Raw genomic sequence first — 19,177 nt, forward strand, 5'->3', positions numbered from 1 at the left:
CCGGTTCTTTCTGCTTTTCACAAGACTGGACGCCCAATACCGATACAGCCCTGTATGAACAAGCAATGGCCGAAGTAGAATGGATAGAACCGTTCTCTAAATTTCTTGAGCTGGAAAAGTCAATTATTACAACGCCATCACCAGACTATTATCAAGCCAGGTGGGCATTCATCAAAGATGTCTATTATGACAATCCCCATGTAAGCGACCCAAATAAGCCCCTGGACAAGTTTATCTTATTTTGTACCGAGAACAACCTTTTAGGAGCGCAAAAAGAAGAGTTTATAAAAGCGGCAAAAATACTGGGATACGAATTGATTACGGATAAAACTGCATTCGAAGCGCCTCTAGGAGGGTATAGGGAGCATCTGAATATGGCCTATGTATATCATAATGGTTATCCGCAAAACCTGGATCTTTTTGTTCCAAATACGGCTGTTGAAGCACCGGTACCTTGTATAATCTTTATTCACGGAGGGGGTTGGGCCGTGCATAAACGTGCATGGCTTGAAGGTTTCGCAAGATATACGGCATCAAAAGGTTATGCGGCGGCTACTATAGATTACAGATTGTTACATGCGATAGAATCACCCTTGGAATGTGTATATGATGCCAAGGCTGCCGTTCGATGGGTACGGGCCAATGCGAAAAAATATCATATAGACCCTAAAAAAATTGGTGTTTCCGGGGGTTCCGCTGGAGCTCACCTTGCAGCCATACTGGCTACTACCGGTAATGAAACTGATTTGGAAGGTAGTACGGGCAACCTACATGTATCCAGTAAGGTACAGGCAGCCGTAGGGTTGGCAACCCCCGCTTTGACCGGAAAAAGGTTTTCATGGCCGTGGATGAAGGGTGAAAAACCCAAATGGTTTGATAAAATATCCCCGTATCGCTACATTAGTGAAGATGATGCTCCTATGAAATTTATACACGGAAGCGAGGACAATGCCGTAGTACCCGACGATGCGAAGGATCTATACGAAGCCTATAAAAAGAAAGGTCTGTTTACCGAATTGGAAATTATTGAAGGTCAAGGACATGTATTCTATAAGAACCAAGAAACCGCAGAAAAAGTTCTCGATTTCATGAAGAGGGTATTCGAAGATGATGGTTTAAACAAAACTAAAGCAAAAAGAGACTAAATACCGCTCAGCTCCATGAACTAAAAAAAGGATTAGGACATGGCTTAAATCTTAAGCCGGATATTTCTTTTTTCCAATAGCCTTACCAGTAGTATAATGACCAGGGAAAAAAGAAGCGATTTTACAATACCCATGAAACCATCGGACAGAAATTCTGGCCATTGAAAACCGACCAGTACGATGGTGGGATAGATAAAATAAGGCATGAGGTAGCAAGTCAACGTACTGGTGCCTGCAGCCTTAATGGGATCTGCCCATTTGGAATACCCCCACCAATCCACCAAAATGTAGAGTAAAACATAGGAAAGCAAGTTTATCCCGATACAAATGGCCGTCCAAGAGGGTGTGGCCAAAATTTTTGATATAGGGAAGGCCGGCCGAATCCAGAATCCAAAGAGGATAAAGAGGCCACTGGCCAGGGCAACAAGACTTAAAAATTGAGATATTCTCTTTCCCGCCTTTTTTGACTTCAAATAAAATACCGTACACAACAGGCCCGCCATGACCAACACATGATTGGATGCACTAATGACCAATTTAAAGCTCGGAAGGGATTCAAAATGGTTGTTTTCCTGTATGTTCATGAACAAGAGCAAGAGAAAGATCGGTACCCAGTAGATAACCCTTTTTCGGATAACTAAGTAGAGTAACCCGTTCAACAGATAAGCCCATCCGATAAGGCCTAAAATCCCCCACCATCGCGGTCGCATCCAATTTATATCTTCTAATGCCCCACCCCTGTAAATCCAGGCTAAATAGATAAGGATCAACAGGCCCAATGCCTGTAATCCCCAAACCAACGCTTTCCGCAAATTGGGCAATCTCTTGTAGTCCAACCAGATCAAAAAGATAGCGGTGGCCATAAGAATTTGCCATATGTTTTTATCCAATCCAGTGGCTTCCTCATTGATTACCCCGTAATTGACCATATAAAAACCCATGACCAGGAGGGCAATCGTTCTCATAAGAATATGGCCGAGGATGGCGGTGTTGGTTTCCTTCCTTTTAAACCGTACATCAATGGCCAGCGGAATGGACAGGCCTACGATAAACAAAAAAAGTGGAAAAATTACATCCGAAAATCCCATACCGTCCTCCTCGGCCAAGGTGTGCTCCAACCATTTTGGAACCCCGGTAAGCGACCACAGATCGTTGACAAAAATCATCAGGAACATGGTCAAGGCGCGTAGCACATCGATGGTCCTGATGCGAAGGTTCGGTGATGCCGTGCCGGTGTTTTTCATTTCTCGGTTTTTGTTGCGCTACCCTTTTTTGGATCGAGCCAATACTTTAGTCCTTTAAGCTCAAAAGGCTTTCCAAGGTGTCAAATTCATAACCGCGTTCTTTAAGGGTCGTTATCAGCTCAACCAGTCTGGAATAGAACTTGTCGGTGCGATCGGACTCCGTACCGATATGCGAGAGCAACATAAACCCGTTTAATCCCTCTTTTTCCTCAAAGGTCAAAATAGATTGCATAATACGATCCGTACTTCGGTAATTGTCCATTTTTGGAGTAGTGTAGTCCGCGTGTGAAAGCGTCCCCGGGGTATAATTGATAACGGCGATTTCCATTTGATCGGCCCACTGCGTAATGATTTCATCGTTCCACTCATACGGGGGTAAGAAATACGGCGCGTCCTTGATGCCGTATTTTTCCATTTCCTCGTAATTGGCCTTCAAATCGGCTTTAAACTCTTCCTGGCTTACCAATCGCTTTTTTTCCTCCCAATCGTTGTACAGCAGATGCTTATCGGAATGTGCCCCGAGATAGTGCCCCTGATCTTTTGCTTTTTCAATGAGGGGAGCAAACTTCTTGTTTCTATAAAAGTTTCCGGTAAAGAAGAACGAGGCTTTGATGCCATGTTTTTCCAGGACCTTAAGAATTTCTTCCCCACCATCGGCATATTCATCCCCGGAGAACATCAAATTTATTTTTCTTTCCGACTTATCCCCTCGAATAATCGCGCCGCTTTGATCATAGGTATACTGCTTTTTACGGTGGCCTCCCGTAATACTTGCATTTTCCAAGGACGAAAGATAATAGACCAAACAGGCTGTACCGTCCATGGTGGGTTCGTTGGTGGAAAAACTACCCACATCATCCTGATAGACCACCAAATCCGATTGAAATTCCGCATACTCATCCTCATCGTGAAGTTCAACCCCAATAAGACTGTTGGCTATGGAACCATAAACCGGTCCATCGATCAGACCCCCATAGGTTTGATATCCCTCTAAATGATTGAGGGAAGAATGGGGATCTACAGGGTAATCTCCGTTTTTGGGGAGCCCTACAACCATAGAGGTACCCCAAATGTTGCAGCCAAAAAGCCAATCGCGTAGGGCGGCTTCCATTTCAAGATACGTATCATCTCCGGTCAACTGATGGTATAGTTTGCATTGGGTCACCGCTGCGGTTACCAAATTGTTGGAGCACCATACAAAGGGAACGCCCATATAGAAGGGGTTGTCCTTCCCTCGCTCGTGCAATAAACGCAAACCCATGTCATAATACGAAGCGACGGTCTCCTTTTCCTGCGATTTTAGGGCCGTTGCCAGTTCGTTATGTCCGGCGTTCAAGAAGGGATAATACTGATAGTGCACTACCGTATCACGTCCGATCCAGGGCGTAATCTTTTCTTCGGAAGCATAATGAAGGGCCTTTTGCTTATAATTTTCGTCCTGCGTCAGCTTGTACAGACTGCTCGCCGCCAGTTCCATATCATCCATCCAGTTGTCCTCTTCATAAAAATAGGGTGCACTGCCCGGTGCGGTCTGGCTAACTCCTGGATTTTTTTCACCAAAGTCATAAGCGTCCTTGGCACGTTTTGGCAGGTCATCCGTATATCCCGGATAAAAATCATTCAAGACCGAGGCACCCAAGGCAAAGGCCGAAGCATACTTACCGGCCGTGGATGCTACACCGGTAGAACGGTTTTTGTATTGTAATACGCCTTGTTTTTCGCCACTGGCCAAGTATACGGGTCGCCCCTTTCGTTTCGGATCATACACCACGGAATCCTCATTGGGCAATCGGTAACCGACATGATCCCGATCATCTGCAATTTGATTGTAAAACTCCGTGGGAGACGGATTCATCTTTTTAAGCCAATCCATGCCCCATTTGGCTTCATCGATAATATCCGGAATGCCATTGGGCCCCGGTAAGCCATTGGCCCTATGGGCATCGCCAAAAGCTTCGGGATTGTCCCGGTACGATAGCAACAACTGGAAAACGGCATTGGCGGAGGTAGCGGTATATTGCAGATAATCCGTGGCATCATGCCATCCTCCGGTCACATCAATCCGTTCTCCCTCTCTTTCAGGGTTGTACAGTATGTATCCGTCATCCAAATGACAGGAGTCGGTCAAAAACGGGTTATATCCACAGCGCTGTTGGCGCATGTATTCCAAAAGGAAATCCGCAGAATGGTCATAGACATCCGCATTGATTCGAAATACCGGGGATTGCGTACTATTCACTTTAAGATAGTAAGTGCCCGGTGTTCGGTATTCGCTAAAATTTAAGCGGTAAGCGCTTGTAAAGGGTCCGTAGGCACCTTTTGATTCTGGTGTGGATGAGACGTATACCTCTTTGTCCGTCTCGGCATCGTAAAGCGAGAACGAATTGACCGAAGTAGCCTCCTTTTCCGCGAAAACCGCCACTTTAATACTTTCCGGTAAATATCCCAATTGATTTATCCGAACAACGGCCACTCCCGATTTTTCGGTAGTGCGATTCTGGACGCAGGATATGATTAGGATTACGCCAAGGAGGACGACATACTTTTTCATAATGAGTTGAAATTTAGAAATGCGGTTTTTAATGGTATGGGCTATGATCTAATGCATTTTGCAAGTTAGGCTATACAGAAGCTACTCTTCTTTTGTATTCCTTTAGGGCATCCGCCAATCGTTGTTTTGAGGTGGAATCGCCCGGGATGTTATGGGAGGGGTGGATGTGTAATTTAACACCCCTATCCGCCAATATTTCGGCCACTGTGGTTACGGTCATCCATACGGTAGTGACAAAGGCCATGGTGGAAACCGGTCCAATTTTATCAATATGGTTTTTTAAGTGGACTGATGCATCCTCCGAAGGTGCACAAGAATCCACTACCAAATCCGCCAATTCGAACAAGGTCTTTCCACAGGAATGTTTTGTGGTCTTGCCCCGGGCCTCCGCCGCGGAGCCGAAGACGATTACTTTCATCCCTTTTTCCTTGGCCTCGAGGGCAATATCGATATTTACGGCGTTTACACCGGTATGTGAAAACAGCCACATGGTATCCTCTTTGTCAAAATTATGGCCCTTCATGATTTCCCGTCCATAACCTTCCACCCTTTCCAGGAAAATGAATTGATCTACCCCCATTTGACCGGTAATGTTGGTAAAGAATGTCAATGGCAGTTCAACAATAGGGTGAAACCCGACAAAACCACCAATCCTAGGGTACATTTCCTCGATAGGGAGGGTGGCATGGCCACATCCGAAAGTATGTACCCATTTTCCTTTTTCTATGGAATCGGCCATAATAACGGCAACCTTTTTAATGTTTTCCATTTGGGTACTTTCTATTTTATCCATTACGTTTCTGGCATTATCCAGCCATTGCTTTGCTAACATAAAATTGAATTTTAACTTATTTTGGAATTATATTTCTTGTGTGTGATATACAGTAAGACGAGCACCATAAGTACAGCGGTCAGAATAAGATAGGGGAACACTCCAGTACCTTGATATTGTGAAACTTGGCCCATCAAATAATTCGTTAGGACATTTCCGATAAGGGCAATGGTAATCACAATACTGAAGGCCGTACCTGAAAGGTGGGTATATAACTGGCCGATATAGCCCAGAATAACAGGGAATCCTGCTGCCAGGCCTACCCCCATGGCCAACATTCCGGCTATAAATAGGGCATATGAAGCTCCGTACAGTAGTATTAGGCCTCCTATAAAGACAATGACAAAACCAACGACCATTACCTTTAAGGGAGGGAACATGCGGAGAATCTTACCGAGTGCGATTCGGGTAATTGTAATGGCCCCAACGAACGAGGACAGGATAAACAATGCGTTGGCGGACTTTATTTCCTTTATGGTTTCCAGATAGGTAGTAGTCCAGTTATTGGTCAGTCCCTCGATGCCACTTTGAAAAAATAGGATAAAGCCGAATAAGAGCAATACGGGATCTTTTACCATTTTCGGCCCTTCTTGGATAGGAAGTCCCTTGGTTTCTGCTGATTTTGGAAAACGAATCATCAAAAAGAAAAGAAGCGGCAGAGTAATAAGGGCACCCAGCAGGGCGAAAATGGTCTCAAAGGAATACAGCACTTTCCATATACCCAAAATAACAGGGGTTCCCAAGGCCCCTATTCCAAAGAAAACACCCAATAGGCTAAGATTTGCGCTATGGTTCTCTTCGCTGATCTCCGAAACAATGGCATTGGTAGTACCGTTCAATATTCCCCCACCAAGACCGATACAGAAAACGGACGCCTGCAAGAAAATTGTGCTTTTGGCGAACACGATGCCTTCAAGCCCCAGTAAGGTAAAAATACTCCCTGCGATTAAGATTTTTTTGTAGGACAACCAATCGATCAATGGTCCAAAGACTAGGGAGCCCATCAAAATACCCAAGGGCAGCAGAGTGGTCAAAAATCCGGTTTGGGCTTCGTTCAATACAAACTTCCCGGTAACTTCGGGAAGAATGGATCCCAAGGATATCATCACGACTCCAAAAAGCAACATCCCAATGCAGGCTGCGGTAAATACATAACTTTTGTGATACCCCTTATTCGTCATGCACTTGGTCGTTTAGGGTAGTAAGGGCCAAGTATCCGGCACCGATTAAACCTGCGTTACCCCCTAAGGCCGAAGTTTCCAGTTGGATTTCTTCAATGGAAAGGGGTTGTGCCCACTGCTTTGCCTCCTCCAATATGCGGTCCAAAAATTGGTCGGCAGGTCCAAAGACCCCTCCACCGAAAATTACCTTTCTGGGATTGAATAGGCTTACAAGATTAGCCAAGGCCATCCCCCAATACCCGATAGCTTTTTCGATGACCTCAACGGCGACTGAATCTTGTTTTTCATACGCATCGAAAACGTGATGTGCCGTAATTTGATCCGTTGGAACGGCATCCAAAAGACTGGTTACTGTTCGGTTTTTTTCCAATAGTTCTACGGCACCCCGTGCGATACCGTCACCGGATGCATAATGTTCCAGGTTACCCCAGGCATCATACTTTTCATCGTAAGGGGGTTCCAACGCCATCCAGCCAATGGCTCCGGCAACACCTCCACTACCATTGATAATTCTCCCACCCGATAGTATTCCGGCACCTATACCCGTGCCTACCGCGATAAAAATTGCATCGGCACAATCTTTGGCGCAACCTTTCCAGACCTCTCCCAGGATGTAGCAAGATCGGTCGCTCTCCAAAACGATATGTATGGATTGATCGTCCAGGTACTTCTTAAGTTCGTCCTGAAGAGGAATATGGTTCCAATCCGGAATGTTGGGGGCCCAAACGGTTTTCTTGATAGCATCGTAGATGCCGGGGACACAGGCCCCAATAGCGACTACCTTGTAAGTCCAACCTTCTGCATGATCCATCAGCGATTGCATCATAGTACCGATTAAAGCAATGACCTCCTCCCCTTTTCTTCTGGCCAAGGGCTGCACTTCCTTATGCAATAGGTCCCCATGATGATGAAACAAGGCGGCCGAAATCTTGGTTCCACCAATATCAATACCGATTACCGTAGGCGTTCTTTTCATGAAATCGCAGCGTATTCGATATAAATATATTCAATAATGAATATAAAATGCAAAATATATTTACAAACATGCAAAAAAACGGCAAATTTAAGATTGGTCAGGTATCTGGCATAATCCAGACAGAAATCCATAGCGGAGGCGGAAATACGATTGGATCAGCGTAATTGAATCCCTGCTTCGGCAAATTCGGCCAACCTGTCGTCCGTTGGATCCAACTCCGTAATCAGTAATCCGATTTCAGAGGGTCTGCAAATGGCATAGGGCTGTCGCCGTCCCAATTTGTTTGAAGTAGCTAACGAGATAACCCTATCGGATGCGGCTATAATGGCTCTTTTAATCAGGGAAACTTCATACGAACCTTCGGTTATTCCCTCAAGAGGGCCTATGCTTCCCGTGCCTAGAAAGCATAAATCCACATGAATATTGGAGAATTTGTTCACGACTTCATTTCCTAAACTCACCATGGATTTTTTCTCGATTTTCCCTCCCAAAAAAATAATCTCGATTCCCGGATGTTCCGTCAGTTCCATGGCTATGGGCAAACAATAGGTAAAGACTGTGGCCTTTAAATCCTTTGGGATACTCCGGGCAAAGGCGAGATTAGTGGTGCCATCGCTTATAATAATTGTCATTCCATTTTGCAACAGGCCTGAGGCCTTTTTCGCGATACGATTTTTTTCCTCCTGATTTTTTACGACGTTGTCGTTGTAGTAATATAATTTTTGAATGGACGAAATTGCGCCACCATGCACTTTGGAAAGTAGTCCCTTTTGGGCCATTTCATTGAGATCTCGTCGAATCGTATCCTCGGACACCAAGAGTTTTTCGGCCAATTGTAAGGTAGCCACCTTACCTTCCAACTGTAGTTTTTCGAGAATTACCTCCTGTCTTTTGTCTTTTTGCATGTATACCTAATAAGGCTTCAAATGTACGATTTTGCATGAAAATGTAGAAAACATGCAGAAAAAGTGGGAAATAGTGCAAAAAAGACGTACTCAGGTAAGACTGTAGTTTATGGGTTTACCTTAATGAATAAAAATCCAGCTCCATCCCAAGGGCGTGCGTCCGAAATTAGTTCCGTATCACAAACACGGATCGAGCCATTTAAATACGCTGTATTTTTTGGTTCAACAGATACGAAGAACCCTCCATATGATTCCAAAAACTCCCAAGTCCCTTCTTCTATGGTTTCTAAATCTTCCCTTACCGAAAATGTTCCATCAGAGGCAAAACTGACCATGATATTTTTGTCGGCTTCACGTATCCCCGGATTGGCACAAAATCCACAGTCGCTTTTTGTCCATCTCCAAGTTCCTATCAATTTAGCAGCGGTACGTTGGACATCGGTAACAGTTCCATCTGCCTCACACGTTCCAAAAGAATTCTCATTTTGAGATTCCTTTTCGCATGAAGCAAGGAAGAGGATAAAAAGCGATAGGAAAAAGAGCCGCATACTGAAGTGTATTATCCATTACCCAATAGATACATGGAGGGCTTGGAGGTTGCTTTAAACGAATCGTTTTTAACTTAAAAAAAGAAATTCAAATAATAGGGGATGGTCCACTTGGTTTTAACGAATAGTCGTGTAACCCCCTTTCTTTTAGACTGAATTTCATCGAATGTTCCCATGCCTGGACAATATGGATTTCGCTTTTGGCGTTTTCCAGTCAAAATCCAAATCATGAGAACCGTACTTATCCTATGCTTGATTGTCGTGTTTGCTTTCCCGTCCTGTAGCAATGAGGAGGCCTCCTTGGAAGAACAGCTAACGGGAGATAATACGGAACAGGAGGATGGGCAAAAACCCAAAGAACCTGGAAATGAATGTCCTAGTTCGGTCGGATTCGTTTTTGAGGAAAAGGACGGTATCATATCCATTGAATTTGAAGACAATAATTTCCCGGAAGGTTGGGTGTTGAAAAATGATGCAGCTGATGTTTCTGGTGACGGCTATATGCAATGGGAGGGTGATGCCAGTATGGGCAATCCAGGTAATGGAATGGCAAGCTTTCCTGTTAGGGTCAGTGATATCGGCACCTATCGATTCACATGGCATTCGTCCTACCGAAAAGGAGACAATGGAACGGAACACAATGATTCCTGGTTGCGTTTTCCCGATGCCCAGGACTTCTTTGGAATGAAAGATGGCGGTAGCAGGGTCTATCCCGATGGTTCCGGGAAGGAGCCCAATCCCAACGGGGCCTCAAAAGATGGTTGGTTCAAGGTATACCGGAGCGGTGATGACAACGCTTTTAAATGGCAGGCCCGGACTTCGGACCACGACGCCCATGATATTTACGTAACCTTCGATCTACCCGGTGTGTATCTCATGGAAATCGCGGCCCGTTCGGATTTTCACGCCATAGACCGGATTTTGCTTCATAAAGAAGGTGTTTCCGAAAACGAGGCACTGTCCCAAGCGGATAATTTTAGTGTTAAGGAAACCTGCGACTAGGAGATTCACACCTAATCGGCAACTTAGCATAAAAAGGGTTTTTGTTCTTACGTTTTTTCCTTTGCAACCCTATACTCGTTTCATTCAATTTGTTCGGACTTCCAAACGAAAATACCTTTTCAGTTTTGTAATTCTTCCGAAAGTTGAATGATCTCTTTACAAATAATATCCGCATTTTCCTTTTGGATAAAAATGGTAAAATGGCCCCCATCCATAAAGAATACCTTGCCGTTTTTAGAAAAAGAGGCCATTTCTTCCTGCATCTTTCGTCGATTGGTCCCCATCTTTTTCGGGTTCATACCCATTTTCCTGAGGGCTTTCTCGTTGATATGGGTTCCGGCAAAAACCCTTATCGGTAAGGTATCCGTTACCATTATTCTTTTGGACATTTCTTCCAATGCGATATGCCACTCTTCTTCTTTTATGGAACCCCAAAGATATTTTCCGTCTACAAAGTAGTCGTGATAACGATCGGTAATTTCCTTGGGTACCCCTGGTGCCCGCATGATAGCATTCCCGAAAATTGTCACATATAAATCCAAGACCCCTAAATCCCCTAAAACGGCTCCAGCGTATAACGCTGGCATTAACCAACCCGAGGAAGGCGGCCAGGGCAGTCGTTCACGTTCATCCGGATGCCCGGAATCCAAAAAAACCAAGGCGGCCACTTCGTTCGGATACAATTTTTTAAATACACGGATGTAATGTCCCCCATGGGAGTGACCGGCCATGATATAGGGTGGTGATTCTCCTGTCCTTACCAATAAAGCGTGAAGTTCGCGCGCAACGGTTTCAGGGTCCCGTGGTGTATCGCTTAATTCACTATAACCAATCCCGGCGCGATCATAACGTACCACACGCATGCTATCCTTAAGCCCTTCACTCAGCCAATGATAGTATTCGCTATGCCCTGCTGCCCCTGCTTCAATGACGAAGGTGGGTTTATCGTTTTTTTCCCCGGTACTATGGACATGTAGTTTGAAACCTCCAATATCGACAAGTTTTCCAGGAGGTACCGGTCTGTCCCTAAACAGTCGAAAGCCCAATCCTACCAAAATAAGTAACAGTAGTAGTGAAGTAATCGACAAGCCAATCCATTTTAATATCTTCAAGATCATCCGTATCATAGTTCGGTATTTCGTTAATTCCGTCCAAACCTAGATTCACTTGGAAACATCTTGAAATTCTTTTGATGAACCCACTAAAAAACGATACACATTTAGGTAAATCGCGGATCAATACGATTCGATCAAAAAAACATAGTGTTCGACCCAAAATGCGTTGTATTGGTCAAAGAGATTATAAGACGCGTATCAATAATGCTAAGTTTGTATTATGAACGGTTTTATTCAAAAAAATCATAAGGCGTTGATCAAAGGGGGAGTCCTTGTTATTTTCCTTGCGGTAATGCTTGTTATACCCCATTATACCGGTATTTGGAACAATCCTGTTACCGTTCCGCTGCTGATTCTGTTCTGGTTGGGTATTGCCTACCTTATTTTGCCCGAATTTTTCAAAAAATATCGGATTGCCATTCTTTCCGTTTACGGATTGGTTTTCGCCTATCATTTTTTCTTCTTTAATACGGCACCTGATCAGGTAGAAAATTATCGCCTGAACTTGATAAATTTCATGCTCCTTCCCATTCCCGTATTTGTGGCTTTATGGGGATATGAACAATGGCGCTGGTTGAAAATGCTAAAGGCGGATAAGGCAAGGGCAGAATTGGCTTTGTTGACAAGTCAAATCAATCCTCATTTTTTCTTCAATACGTTGAATAATCTTTATGGTTTGGTCGTAGAAAAATCCGAGAAAGCCCCAGAGGTAGTTTTGAAATTGTCCGATATGATGCGGTATACCATCTACCAGGGAAAGGAAGATTTCGTGTTGTTAAAGGATGAAATCAATTATCTCGAAAACTACATCGAACTACATAAAATCCGCTATCAAAAAGAAGTTGAAATTCGATTTGACTATGATGTCCGGGAAGGTTTAAAAGTTGCCCCATTGCTTTTTATTATTTTATTGGAAAATGCGTTGAAGCACGGTGTTGAACCATTAACGGAAGACGCCTATATCCATTTAGATCTAAAAACGCTGGACAATCAGATTCTTTTTACCATTGCTAATAACTATGAACCCAACGCTCCGCAGGAAAACGCAGGCATCGGGCTGGATAATTTGAAGAAACGCTTGGCGCATATCTATCCGAATCGACATGAATTGAAGATTGAAAAAACAGAGGGCATATATAGAGCCCGTTTGAACCTAGTCCCAAACCCATAACCGCAGTAATGATAACCTATTGCATTATTGACGACGAACCCATAGCACATCGCATTATCGAAGGTTATTGCGCGGAATTGCCCCACTTACAAAAAATCGGTAACGCCTATAATCCCATGGAAGCTTCCGTGATAGTTACCCGTGAAAAAATAGATTTAATCTTTTTGGATCTTAATATGCCTAAAATGACGGGCTTCGAGTGGCTAAAAACGTTACCAAAGCCTCCTAAGATCATCGTGACTACGGCGTATAAGGAATATGCTTTAGAGGGTTACGAATTGGATATACTGGATTATCTGTTGAAGCCTTTTTCGTTTCCGCGTTTCTTAAAGGCAGTTAATAAAGTCAATGCATCGGAACAAGCAGGCTCAGCGAAATCTCCCGGAAACCTTAGCTTGGAGAACAGCCGTTTTTTCTTGAAAGGGGATAAAAAATACCATCAAATTCACACCGATACTATTCTATTTATTGAGGCCTATGGAAATTACACAAAGGTTTTTTTAACCGAGGAAATGATACTAAGTCATGAGAAAATTTCAACCCTGGAACGTTTGTTGCCAGAAGGTAATTTTCTTCGCGTACATAAATCCTTCTTGGTGGCTATAGATAAAATTAAACGCATACAAGGAAATCAAATCTTTCTAAACGAACATAAAATTCCTATTGGTCAGACTTATCGGAGTAGGATTCACCATTTATTGGGTGGAAAGTAATAGTTTATGTATATCCATACCATGAAGTATACGTAAACTACTTTTATTCATACACTTATATTGATAAAATGTTTAGAAATCAAAAGTAGCATTGGACAGTTTAGGAATGTATAGGAAACATTCACAGGATTCAATGAATACAGCGTATAAGACCCAAAATCATCAATTGCTTCAATAGGATTGGAAAGAGATTCAAAAACTAAAAATGTTTGTATTCTACCTACCCTTTGTGGAAAAGTTTTGGGAACCTCCAAAACGGATGCGTTAAAAAAACCGAAGAGAAACTGTACTTTGTTAGGTATATTCCAATAGATAGTGACCCACATTTCCAAAACCTGAGGAAAACTTGATGCCACTAGAACTATTTCGTACAGATGCTTGGGGCATAGGGGGATTTTCTATCAAGTTGAGACCTCCGATTTGGGAATACATAGATGTATTTTTACATCCATATGAACAAGTTGGTCTGCATTAAAATAAAACAGATAGGAGAAACGAGATATTTTGCAATCGAACTGATAGCTAAAAAAAATCCAATGAACACGATTCGTGAATTTTTTCCCATGTTTTATCTCGCCCTCATTTTAGGGCTTTTCTGCCCATTGGATCTAATGGCACAAAAAGGTGATAGAGCAAATATAGAACAAGCAATAGAGAATTATATAGTGGGCTGGCGCTTCGGTAACATTGAATTGCTCAAAAAAACTTTTGATTTGGAAGCAGGCGTAGTACTTTGGGTGGACAAAAATGGAGCGTCGGAACAATTGAAATCAATGACATTGTTAGAGCTTGCCAACAGCGTTAAACCTGATGATGGCTTTGGTAGCGGCTATACAATTCAAAATTTGGAAATAATCGATTCCAAGCTCGCTATTGCCACCGTAAAAATACCCCGCAAGAAAAGTTATTATATCGACTGCTTAGAGATGCAGAAAATCAATGGCGAATGGAAAATCGTACTTAAATCATTTGTATACTTTCCTTAAAATCAGGTTTTGGCATTTAAATGCAATCCATAAATACTAGTAAATAGGTGTTTTATGGATGTATGGATGACTTTTTCTTGTTCAGGAATCTAAAAAAGTAACGAAAGGCTAGCAATAGGTACAGGCAAGGGCGGTTTGAGTATCAACTCGAATCGTTTTTTCATTTAAATAAAGTATATTATTATCCGAAAAGCAGTTGCATAAAATCCGCTACTGCTTATATACGAGATCTTTGGAGTACATTCGGTTAAAGTTGACTTTTGTTGTTACGTGGAGCACACTCCCGCCCTAAAAGAAATGTCCTCCAATGGTCAAATAAACGATTGATAGCCTATGAACCTCAACCAAATAACCGTTCCTTCGTTGGATTTGACACGATCCATCCCGTTTTATGAAAAGCTGGGACTAAAATTGATCGTGGAATCCCTTCCGCATTATGCACGATTTGAATGTCCCGATGGAAACTCCACCTTTTCAATCCATCAGACGGAAGAATTACCAGAAGGTGCGGGTATATTTGTGTATTTTGAATGTGAGCATCTGGATGAACAGGTAGACCGCATCAAGGGGAACGGTATTGCATTTGATTTGGAGCCTACCGACCAACCATGGTTATGGCGGGAAGCCAGACTCAAGGATCCAGACGGAAATCAATTGGTACTCTTTTACGGTGGAGAAAACAGACGGAATCCACCTTGGAGAATACAGAATTCGTAATACCATTAGACAGGTTTAGTAGGCAAAACCAAGATCCAGGTTTGTCAAAATTCAAATAAAGGATTTATTCGAAGTATGCCTAGGACATGATTTTTAACCCATTATAGACATGTCTTTTCTTTCACTATTTATCGAGAAAATATAGTTGGTCATGTCAAAAAATTGTATTTGTTCTTGTAATTTTACTTCGAATAATTAACTATCTGAATAGCTAAGTTCTTGGGAAGTTCCTCTATCAAGTCTTTTTTTTCACTTTCCTTGTTTGTCATCTCAATTCAGGGAGTCGCTCAGAATATATCCATAGAGAATAAATTAGAGGATATCATAATAAAAAACGACACCTCTTTTGTGAAACATGTAAGTGCGGTGATAAAAGAAAGTGAACAAGAAGTTTTATATCCAATTTTCTACGATGCCGAACTTGAAAAAATATCCGATATACAGGTCTATTCCAAAAAGGGAAAACGCTTTAAACCCATAAAGGATAAAGTCATTATAGAAGATGATGTAGAACTCGAATACATTGCGAGCAAAAAAGTAAAAACAGTCATTATTCCCCCAGGATCCGAGTCAAAAATATCATATTCCGTTGAATGTGACGAGCTGATGTATTTTTCAGATCTTCGTTTTTTTTCATATAACGAAGTGGATACATTAAAGTACAAGATAAAGGTCCCTAACACCTTCCAGTTCGTTCATAATACAATATATAAGGAATCACTCGAATATTTGAACATCGATTCCGTGAGTACGGATAGTATGACCAAATGGAATATTGAGGTTGTTCCGGAAAGGATAGAACCTGATCCCTTGGCGTTTTTTGGAATTTATCGAAACAAGAAATCGCCTTTGATGAGAACCCTTGTCGTACCTGCTTCATACAAACGCGATGCGATGAAATATATGAATGACTGGTATCTGCAAAAAGTACAAGCGAAAAGAGGATTAAATCCAATAGTGATACGTAAGATAGACGAACTTACCAAAGGAAAATCAGAACCTTCGGATATACTCAACATTCTATATAATTATGTTAAGAATAATTTTAAATATGTGGCCATTGAAATAGGAATGGGTGCCTTTATTCCCACTCACGCCAACGAGGTATTTTCACACAAGGAGGGGGATTGCAAGGATCTATCAAACTTTCTTTCGGAAGCTTTGAACTACAAGGGAATAAATAGTCATATTGCACTTGCTGCCACCTATGATCATATTAGCGATTGTGATTTTCCGTCATTAAGTTCTGCAAATCATGTAGTATGCTTGGCATACTTAGATGACATCCCAATTGTTTTGGATCCGACAGACCCAATTCACTCTCCAAAAACACCTGTTCAAAGCATACAAAATCGTTCAATACTGATTGTTAATTCAAGTGGTGGAGAGTGGCACAAAGTACAGGGATTTACCCCCCAACAGAATTTAATTGACTATGACATAGAATTAAAGGAAGGTTCGGATAAAATGATGGTGGGTAGATTTGAAGTAAGTTATAATGGAATTTCAAGTAATTTTTTAAGACGTAGGTTCATACACTTGGACGAGAAAAAGACAAATACCAAAATAGAAAAGTATTTCAAATCGGTTTTTGGCAATCAGTCAATCGAAGATTTCAGTATAACTCCTAAAACCAACGTGGTTGCCGCAAAAGGAAAGCTATCGATAGATGGAAAAATATTCAATGATGCGGAAAGCCAAGTCATATTTCTTGATTTTTTGCCCCGACCCTTTGAAACCCAGGAAAGGGGTGAACTGCTGGAAGGAACCCACTTAGGAAGCAACTTAAGTAAAAGAGTACTTTTAAAAATTGAAATGGACAAAGTCTTTGAGGCTTTCGAACCAATTGAACACATATCTTCCGACGAAAGAGTTTCCCTAACATTAAGAATTACTAATCCATACGATTCCATTATAGAGGTTGAATATGAATTTGAATGTGATTACGATTCCGTCGACCAGGAAAACTCTAAAGCGATAAACAAGATTTTGACATCCTTTAAAAACATTATGAATGACCCTATTGTTATTAAGAAAAAAGGTTGAAAAGTATATTCCCTTCTACGTATTCATTTCGCTGCCAATAGGCATTTTAGCGAATGATAGCATTCCTGATTCCGCCTTTCTAGACTATTGCAAAAAATCAGATGCCTATCTAAAGCATTCTTACACCGATGTTGCCTACACCAAAACATGGGGAAGCTACAGAAGATATGTCTCCATAAACAACAAATTAGTGGTCAATAATAGCACCGGGGTAGATAGGTTTGCCTACTTAAACTTGAGCGAGTATATCAGTAATAAAATATATGAGATTGGGGTCAAGACCTTAAAAGCAGATGGCACAGTTATAGAACTGGATTCCAGTAAAGTGTTTCAAACAAAGTCTGGAGACAAGAAATTAGGCGCAATAAACTATCCTATTCCAGGTGTAGAGCCTGGAGATACTATTGAAACTTCCTTTACCTATAGAGAATATGTTAAAGTACCCGAGATGACGGATTTCGTGAATTTATATGCGGAAGTACCAAGCCTTAACACAGAATATTCCATTAAATCCGATCCTGAACTTCTAGTAAGGTATAAGGTATACAATAAGTTTCCCGAACCTGAAGTAATAACAAATGATACTTTGATCTATTGCTTGTTTAAAATGGAAAAAATCAAGGGGCTGGAGGAAAACAGTAATACCTGCATACCCTGTGAATTACCATACATGTATTATTCCATGGAAAAGCGGGATAGTGAATTTAGAAAATGGAAGGACGTATATAATCAGGAATTCAATCTTATTACACAGCCCGTTTCGTTGGATAAAGAAAACTCATCTTATTATAGTAGGTGGAAAAGGAATGTTATTGGTGAAGCCAAAGACAGTAGTAAATACCATAAATTCACCCTTTTGCACCAGGATGTCCTGAACAATATCCAGATGGAACCACCCAACAAAGACGAATTGTTGAAATCCAACGGTTATTTTCTAAAGGAAAAACGCTTTAACCCGCTTGGTATACGTAGGTTGTATAGGCAATTGTTAGAGGATTTGGAGATTGAATATTGGGCCGTGTTCGCCAGAAGCAAGCGTGCCGGAAAAATAGACCCCTATTACATCAGAAAAGGAGAATACGATCATATATTTTTTGCTTATAACGATGAGAAAGGTGTTATGAACCTACTTTATCCACACGAAGCCTACTACAAATATCAAATTAACGAAATCCCGACTTCAATTTATAATACCGATGCCGTTATCGCTAAGCCCTATTTGACAAAAAAAATTAAGAAAAAGGACAGGTTCATTGGTTATGACCTCGAACTGGCCGTAGCGGATTCAGTTACGGTAAACATGGTGAAACTACCCGGAACGAGTTCGAATCATAATTATGTAAAACAAGTTTTTTACAGTAATGTGAATTTGGAAAAAAAAGAAACACCGGTTAAGTATAGATTTTCCATGTCCGGGGGATTATATACAGAGTTGAAGGCCTTTTTTGAGCTATTGGCACAAGATGAAGAAGTAAGCGATTTTTATGATGCATTGGGAGAATATGAGGGTGATGAGGATTTAATAGAGATTGATACGGTTACCAAAACTACCTTTAAGAATGTTAAACCCTTTAGTTTTGCCATGGAAGCTGAGGGAACCCTTAACGGTGCCATGTCTTTTTTAACCGGTAATATGGTGAGTATTTCTCTGGATAAGTTGGTTCAACATAATCAAATTGAAACCGAACAGGACACCGCCGATCTTAACTATTATCTCGATTATGGGTATTCAGATTATCTGATGGCAATGTTTAAATTTCCAAATACTATTGAAGTACTGGATATTGATGGGTACAACATCGATTTTAAAAATGATTATGGAGAATACTTTTTCAAATTGGAATTGGTTGGGAAAAATCAGGTCACACTACAATCAAACTATGAAATCAATAGGGAAGTAATCCCTAAAGATGAATACGGACACTTGAAAAAAATAAATCAATTGTTACAGGAAATCAAGAATAAGCGCATAATCGTAAAGGTAAAAGACCACAATTCACCAAGTAATTGAAGCAACCTTTACAGGGATACTGACATCTAGTGGT

General features: G+C 41.6%; 17 protein-coding genes. 8 read left to right on the forward strand and 9 right to left on the reverse strand.

Annotated elements, in window-relative coordinates:
* The first annotated feature begins 65 nt into the window (after positions 1–65).
* Positions 66–1,145 (forward strand): alpha/beta hydrolase fold domain-containing protein, encoded by a 1,080-nt coding sequence (locus ACO06Y_RS20555; protein ID WP_422080919.1) that lies wholly within the window; start codon positions 66–68, stop codon positions 1,143–1,145.
* Positions 1,146–1,189: 44 nt separating this feature from the next.
* Here the strand turns inward: ACO06Y_RS20555 and ACO06Y_RS20560 are convergent, their stop codons facing one another.
* The 7 genes from ACO06Y_RS20560 to ACO06Y_RS20590 all read right to left on the reverse strand — a co-directional run bounded on the left by ACO06Y_RS20560 (position 1,190) and on the right by ACO06Y_RS20590 (position 9,382).
* Complete coding sequence (locus ACO06Y_RS20560) at positions 1,190–2,389, reverse strand: heparan-alpha-glucosaminide N-acetyltransferase domain-containing protein (RefSeq protein ID WP_422080920.1); 1,200 nt, start codon at positions 2,387–2,389, stop codon at positions 1,190–1,192.
* Positions 2,390–2,435: 46 nt separating this feature from the next.
* Complete coding sequence (locus ACO06Y_RS20565) at positions 2,436–4,940, reverse strand: glycoside hydrolase family 9 protein (protein ID WP_422080921.1); 2,505 nt, start codon at positions 4,938–4,940, stop codon at positions 2,436–2,438.
* A 70-nt stretch (positions 4,941–5,010) separates the two neighbouring features.
* On the reverse strand, positions 5,011–5,772 hold the full coding sequence (locus tag ACO06Y_RS20570; RefSeq protein ID WP_422080922.1) for a sugar isomerase domain-containing protein: 762 nt from the start codon (positions 5,770–5,772) through the stop codon (positions 5,011–5,013).
* An 11-nt stretch (positions 5,773–5,783) separates the two neighbouring features.
* On the reverse strand, positions 5,784–6,953 hold the full coding sequence (locus tag ACO06Y_RS20575; RefSeq protein WP_422080923.1) for an MFS transporter: 1,170 nt from the start codon (positions 6,951–6,953) through the stop codon (positions 5,784–5,786).
* Positions 6,943–7,929, reverse strand: coding sequence for an ROK family protein (locus tag ACO06Y_RS20580; protein WP_422080924.1), 987 nt, complete (start codon positions 7,927–7,929; stop codon positions 6,943–6,945). Before ACO06Y_RS20580 ends, ACO06Y_RS20575 begins: the two co-directional genes overlap by 11 nt.
* Before the next feature lie 155 nt (positions 7,930–8,084).
* On the reverse strand, positions 8,085–8,834 hold the full coding sequence (locus ACO06Y_RS20585; RefSeq protein ID WP_422080925.1) for a DeoR/GlpR family DNA-binding transcription regulator: 750 nt from the start codon (positions 8,832–8,834) through the stop codon (positions 8,085–8,087).
* 107 nt (positions 8,835–8,941) lie between these two features.
* A complete protein-coding gene (locus ACO06Y_RS20590) occupies positions 8,942–9,382 on the reverse strand; it encodes a hypothetical protein (RefSeq protein ID WP_422080926.1) in 441 nt (146 codons plus the stop codon).
* 228 nt (positions 9,383–9,610) lie between these two features.
* Here ACO06Y_RS20590 and ACO06Y_RS20595 point away from each other — a divergent pair, with 228 nt between their 5' ends.
* Entirely contained in the window at positions 9,611–10,384 is a 774-nt protein-coding gene (locus ACO06Y_RS20595; RefSeq protein WP_422080927.1) for a hypothetical protein, read from the forward strand.
* A 119-nt stretch (positions 10,385–10,503) separates the two neighbouring features.
* Here ACO06Y_RS20595 and ACO06Y_RS20600 read toward each other — a convergent pair whose 3' ends face one another.
* On the reverse strand, positions 10,504–11,511 hold the full coding sequence (locus tag ACO06Y_RS20600) for an alpha/beta fold hydrolase (RefSeq protein WP_422080928.1): 1,008 nt from the start codon (positions 11,509–11,511) through the stop codon (positions 10,504–10,506).
* 208 nt (positions 11,512–11,719) lie between these two features.
* On the opposite strand from ACO06Y_RS20600, the gene ACO06Y_RS20605 reads away from it, so the two are divergent.
* On the forward strand, positions 11,720–12,670 hold the full coding sequence (locus ACO06Y_RS20605) for a sensor histidine kinase (protein WP_422080929.1): 951 nt from the start codon (positions 11,720–11,722) through the stop codon (positions 12,668–12,670).
* Positions 12,671–12,678: 8 nt separating this feature from the next.
* Positions 12,679–13,383, forward strand: a complete 705-nt coding sequence (locus tag ACO06Y_RS20610) for a LytR/AlgR family response regulator transcription factor (protein ID WP_422080930.1) — start codon at positions 12,679–12,681, stop codon at positions 13,381–13,383.
* A gap of 294 nt (positions 13,384–13,677) precedes the next feature.
* Here ACO06Y_RS20610 and ACO06Y_RS20615 read toward each other — a convergent pair whose 3' ends face one another.
* A complete protein-coding gene (locus ACO06Y_RS20615; RefSeq protein ID WP_422080931.1) occupies positions 13,678–13,815 on the reverse strand; it encodes a hypothetical protein in 138 nt (45 codons plus the stop codon).
* Positions 13,816–13,835: 20 nt separating this feature from the next.
* Between ACO06Y_RS20615 and ACO06Y_RS20620 the strand changes: the two genes are divergently transcribed.
* The 4 genes from ACO06Y_RS20620 to ACO06Y_RS20635 all read left to right on the forward strand — a co-directional run bounded on the left by ACO06Y_RS20620 (position 13,836) and on the right by ACO06Y_RS20635 (position 19,143).
* The gene (locus ACO06Y_RS20620) at positions 13,836–14,369 is read left to right on the forward strand and encodes a nuclear transport factor 2 family protein (protein WP_422080932.1); all 534 of its coding nucleotides are present in this window, start codon (positions 13,836–13,838) and stop codon (positions 14,367–14,369) included.
* A 333-nt stretch (positions 14,370–14,702) separates the two neighbouring features.
* On the forward strand, positions 14,703–15,086 hold the full coding sequence (locus ACO06Y_RS20625) for a VOC family protein (RefSeq protein WP_422080933.1): 384 nt from the start codon (positions 14,703–14,705) through the stop codon (positions 15,084–15,086).
* A gap of 219 nt (positions 15,087–15,305) precedes the next feature.
* On the forward strand, positions 15,306–17,132 hold the full coding sequence (locus ACO06Y_RS20630) for a transglutaminase-like domain-containing protein (protein WP_422080934.1): 1,827 nt from the start codon (positions 15,306–15,308) through the stop codon (positions 17,130–17,132).
* Positions 17,101–19,143, forward strand: a complete 2,043-nt coding sequence (locus ACO06Y_RS20635) for a DUF3857 domain-containing protein (RefSeq protein WP_422080935.1) — start codon at positions 17,101–17,103, stop codon at positions 19,141–19,143. Before ACO06Y_RS20630 ends, ACO06Y_RS20635 begins: the two co-directional genes overlap by 32 nt.
* The last annotated feature ends 34 nt before the right edge of the window (positions 19,144–19,177 follow it).

Source organism: Ulvibacterium sp., from assembly GCF_965228935.1.
Taxonomy (GTDB): Bacteria; Bacteroidota; Bacteroidia; order Flavobacteriales; family Flavobacteriaceae; genus Ulvibacterium.

What these genes read in the sequence shown, in the direction of transcription:
- ACO06Y_RS20610 (WP_422080930.1), top strand. Translation starts at nt 12,679, where the DNA reads ATGATAACCTATTGCATTATTGACGACGAACCCATAGCACATCGCATT.
- ACO06Y_RS20605 (WP_422080929.1), top strand. Translation starts at nt 11,720, where the DNA reads ATGAACGGTTTTATTCAAAAAAATCATAAGGCGTTGATCAAAGGGGGA.
- ACO06Y_RS20620 (WP_422080932.1), top strand. Translation starts at nt 13,836, where the DNA reads ATGAACAAGTTGGTCTGCATTAAAATAAAACAGATAGGAGAAACGAGA.
- ACO06Y_RS20590 (WP_422080926.1), bottom strand. Translation starts at nt 9,382, where the DNA reads ATGCGGCTCTTTTTCCTATCGCTTTTTATCCTCTTCCTTGCTTCATGC.
- ACO06Y_RS20575 (WP_422080923.1), bottom strand. Translation starts at nt 6,953, where the DNA reads ATGACGAATAAGGGGTATCACAAAAGTTATGTATTTACCGCAGCCTGC.
- ACO06Y_RS20595 (WP_422080927.1), top strand. Translation starts at nt 9,611, where the DNA reads ATGAGAACCGTACTTATCCTATGCTTGATTGTCGTGTTTGCTTTCCCG.
- ACO06Y_RS20635 (WP_422080935.1), top strand. Translation starts at nt 17,101, where the DNA reads ATGACCCTATTGTTATTAAGAAAAAAGGTTGAAAAGTATATTCCCTTC.
- ACO06Y_RS20570 (WP_422080922.1), bottom strand. Translation starts at nt 5,772, where the DNA reads ATGTTAGCAAAGCAATGGCTGGATAATGCCAGAAACGTAATGGATAAA.
- ACO06Y_RS20625 (WP_422080933.1), top strand. Translation starts at nt 14,703, where the DNA reads ATGAACCTCAACCAAATAACCGTTCCTTCGTTGGATTTGACACGATCC.
- ACO06Y_RS20565 (WP_422080921.1), bottom strand. Translation starts at nt 4,940, where the DNA reads ATGAAAAAGTATGTCGTCCTCCTTGGCGTAATCCTAATCATATCCTGC.
- ACO06Y_RS20555 (WP_422080919.1), top strand. Translation starts at nt 66, where the DNA reads ATGGCCGAAGTAGAATGGATAGAACCGTTCTCTAAATTTCTTGAGCTG.
- ACO06Y_RS20585 (WP_422080925.1), bottom strand. Translation starts at nt 8,834, where the DNA reads ATGCAAAAAGACAAAAGACAGGAGGTAATTCTCGAAAAACTACAGTTG.
- ACO06Y_RS20580 (WP_422080924.1), bottom strand. Translation starts at nt 7,929, where the DNA reads ATGAAAAGAACGCCTACGGTAATCGGTATTGATATTGGTGGAACCAAG.
- ACO06Y_RS20615 (WP_422080931.1), bottom strand. Translation starts at nt 13,815, where the DNA reads ATGTATTCCCAAATCGGAGGTCTCAACTTGATAGAAAATCCCCCTATG.
- ACO06Y_RS20600 (WP_422080928.1), bottom strand. Translation starts at nt 11,511, where the DNA reads ATGATACGGATGATCTTGAAGATATTAAAATGGATTGGCTTGTCGATT.
- ACO06Y_RS20560 (WP_422080920.1), bottom strand. Translation starts at nt 2,389, where the DNA reads ATGAAAAACACCGGCACGGCATCACCGAACCTTCGCATCAGGACCATC.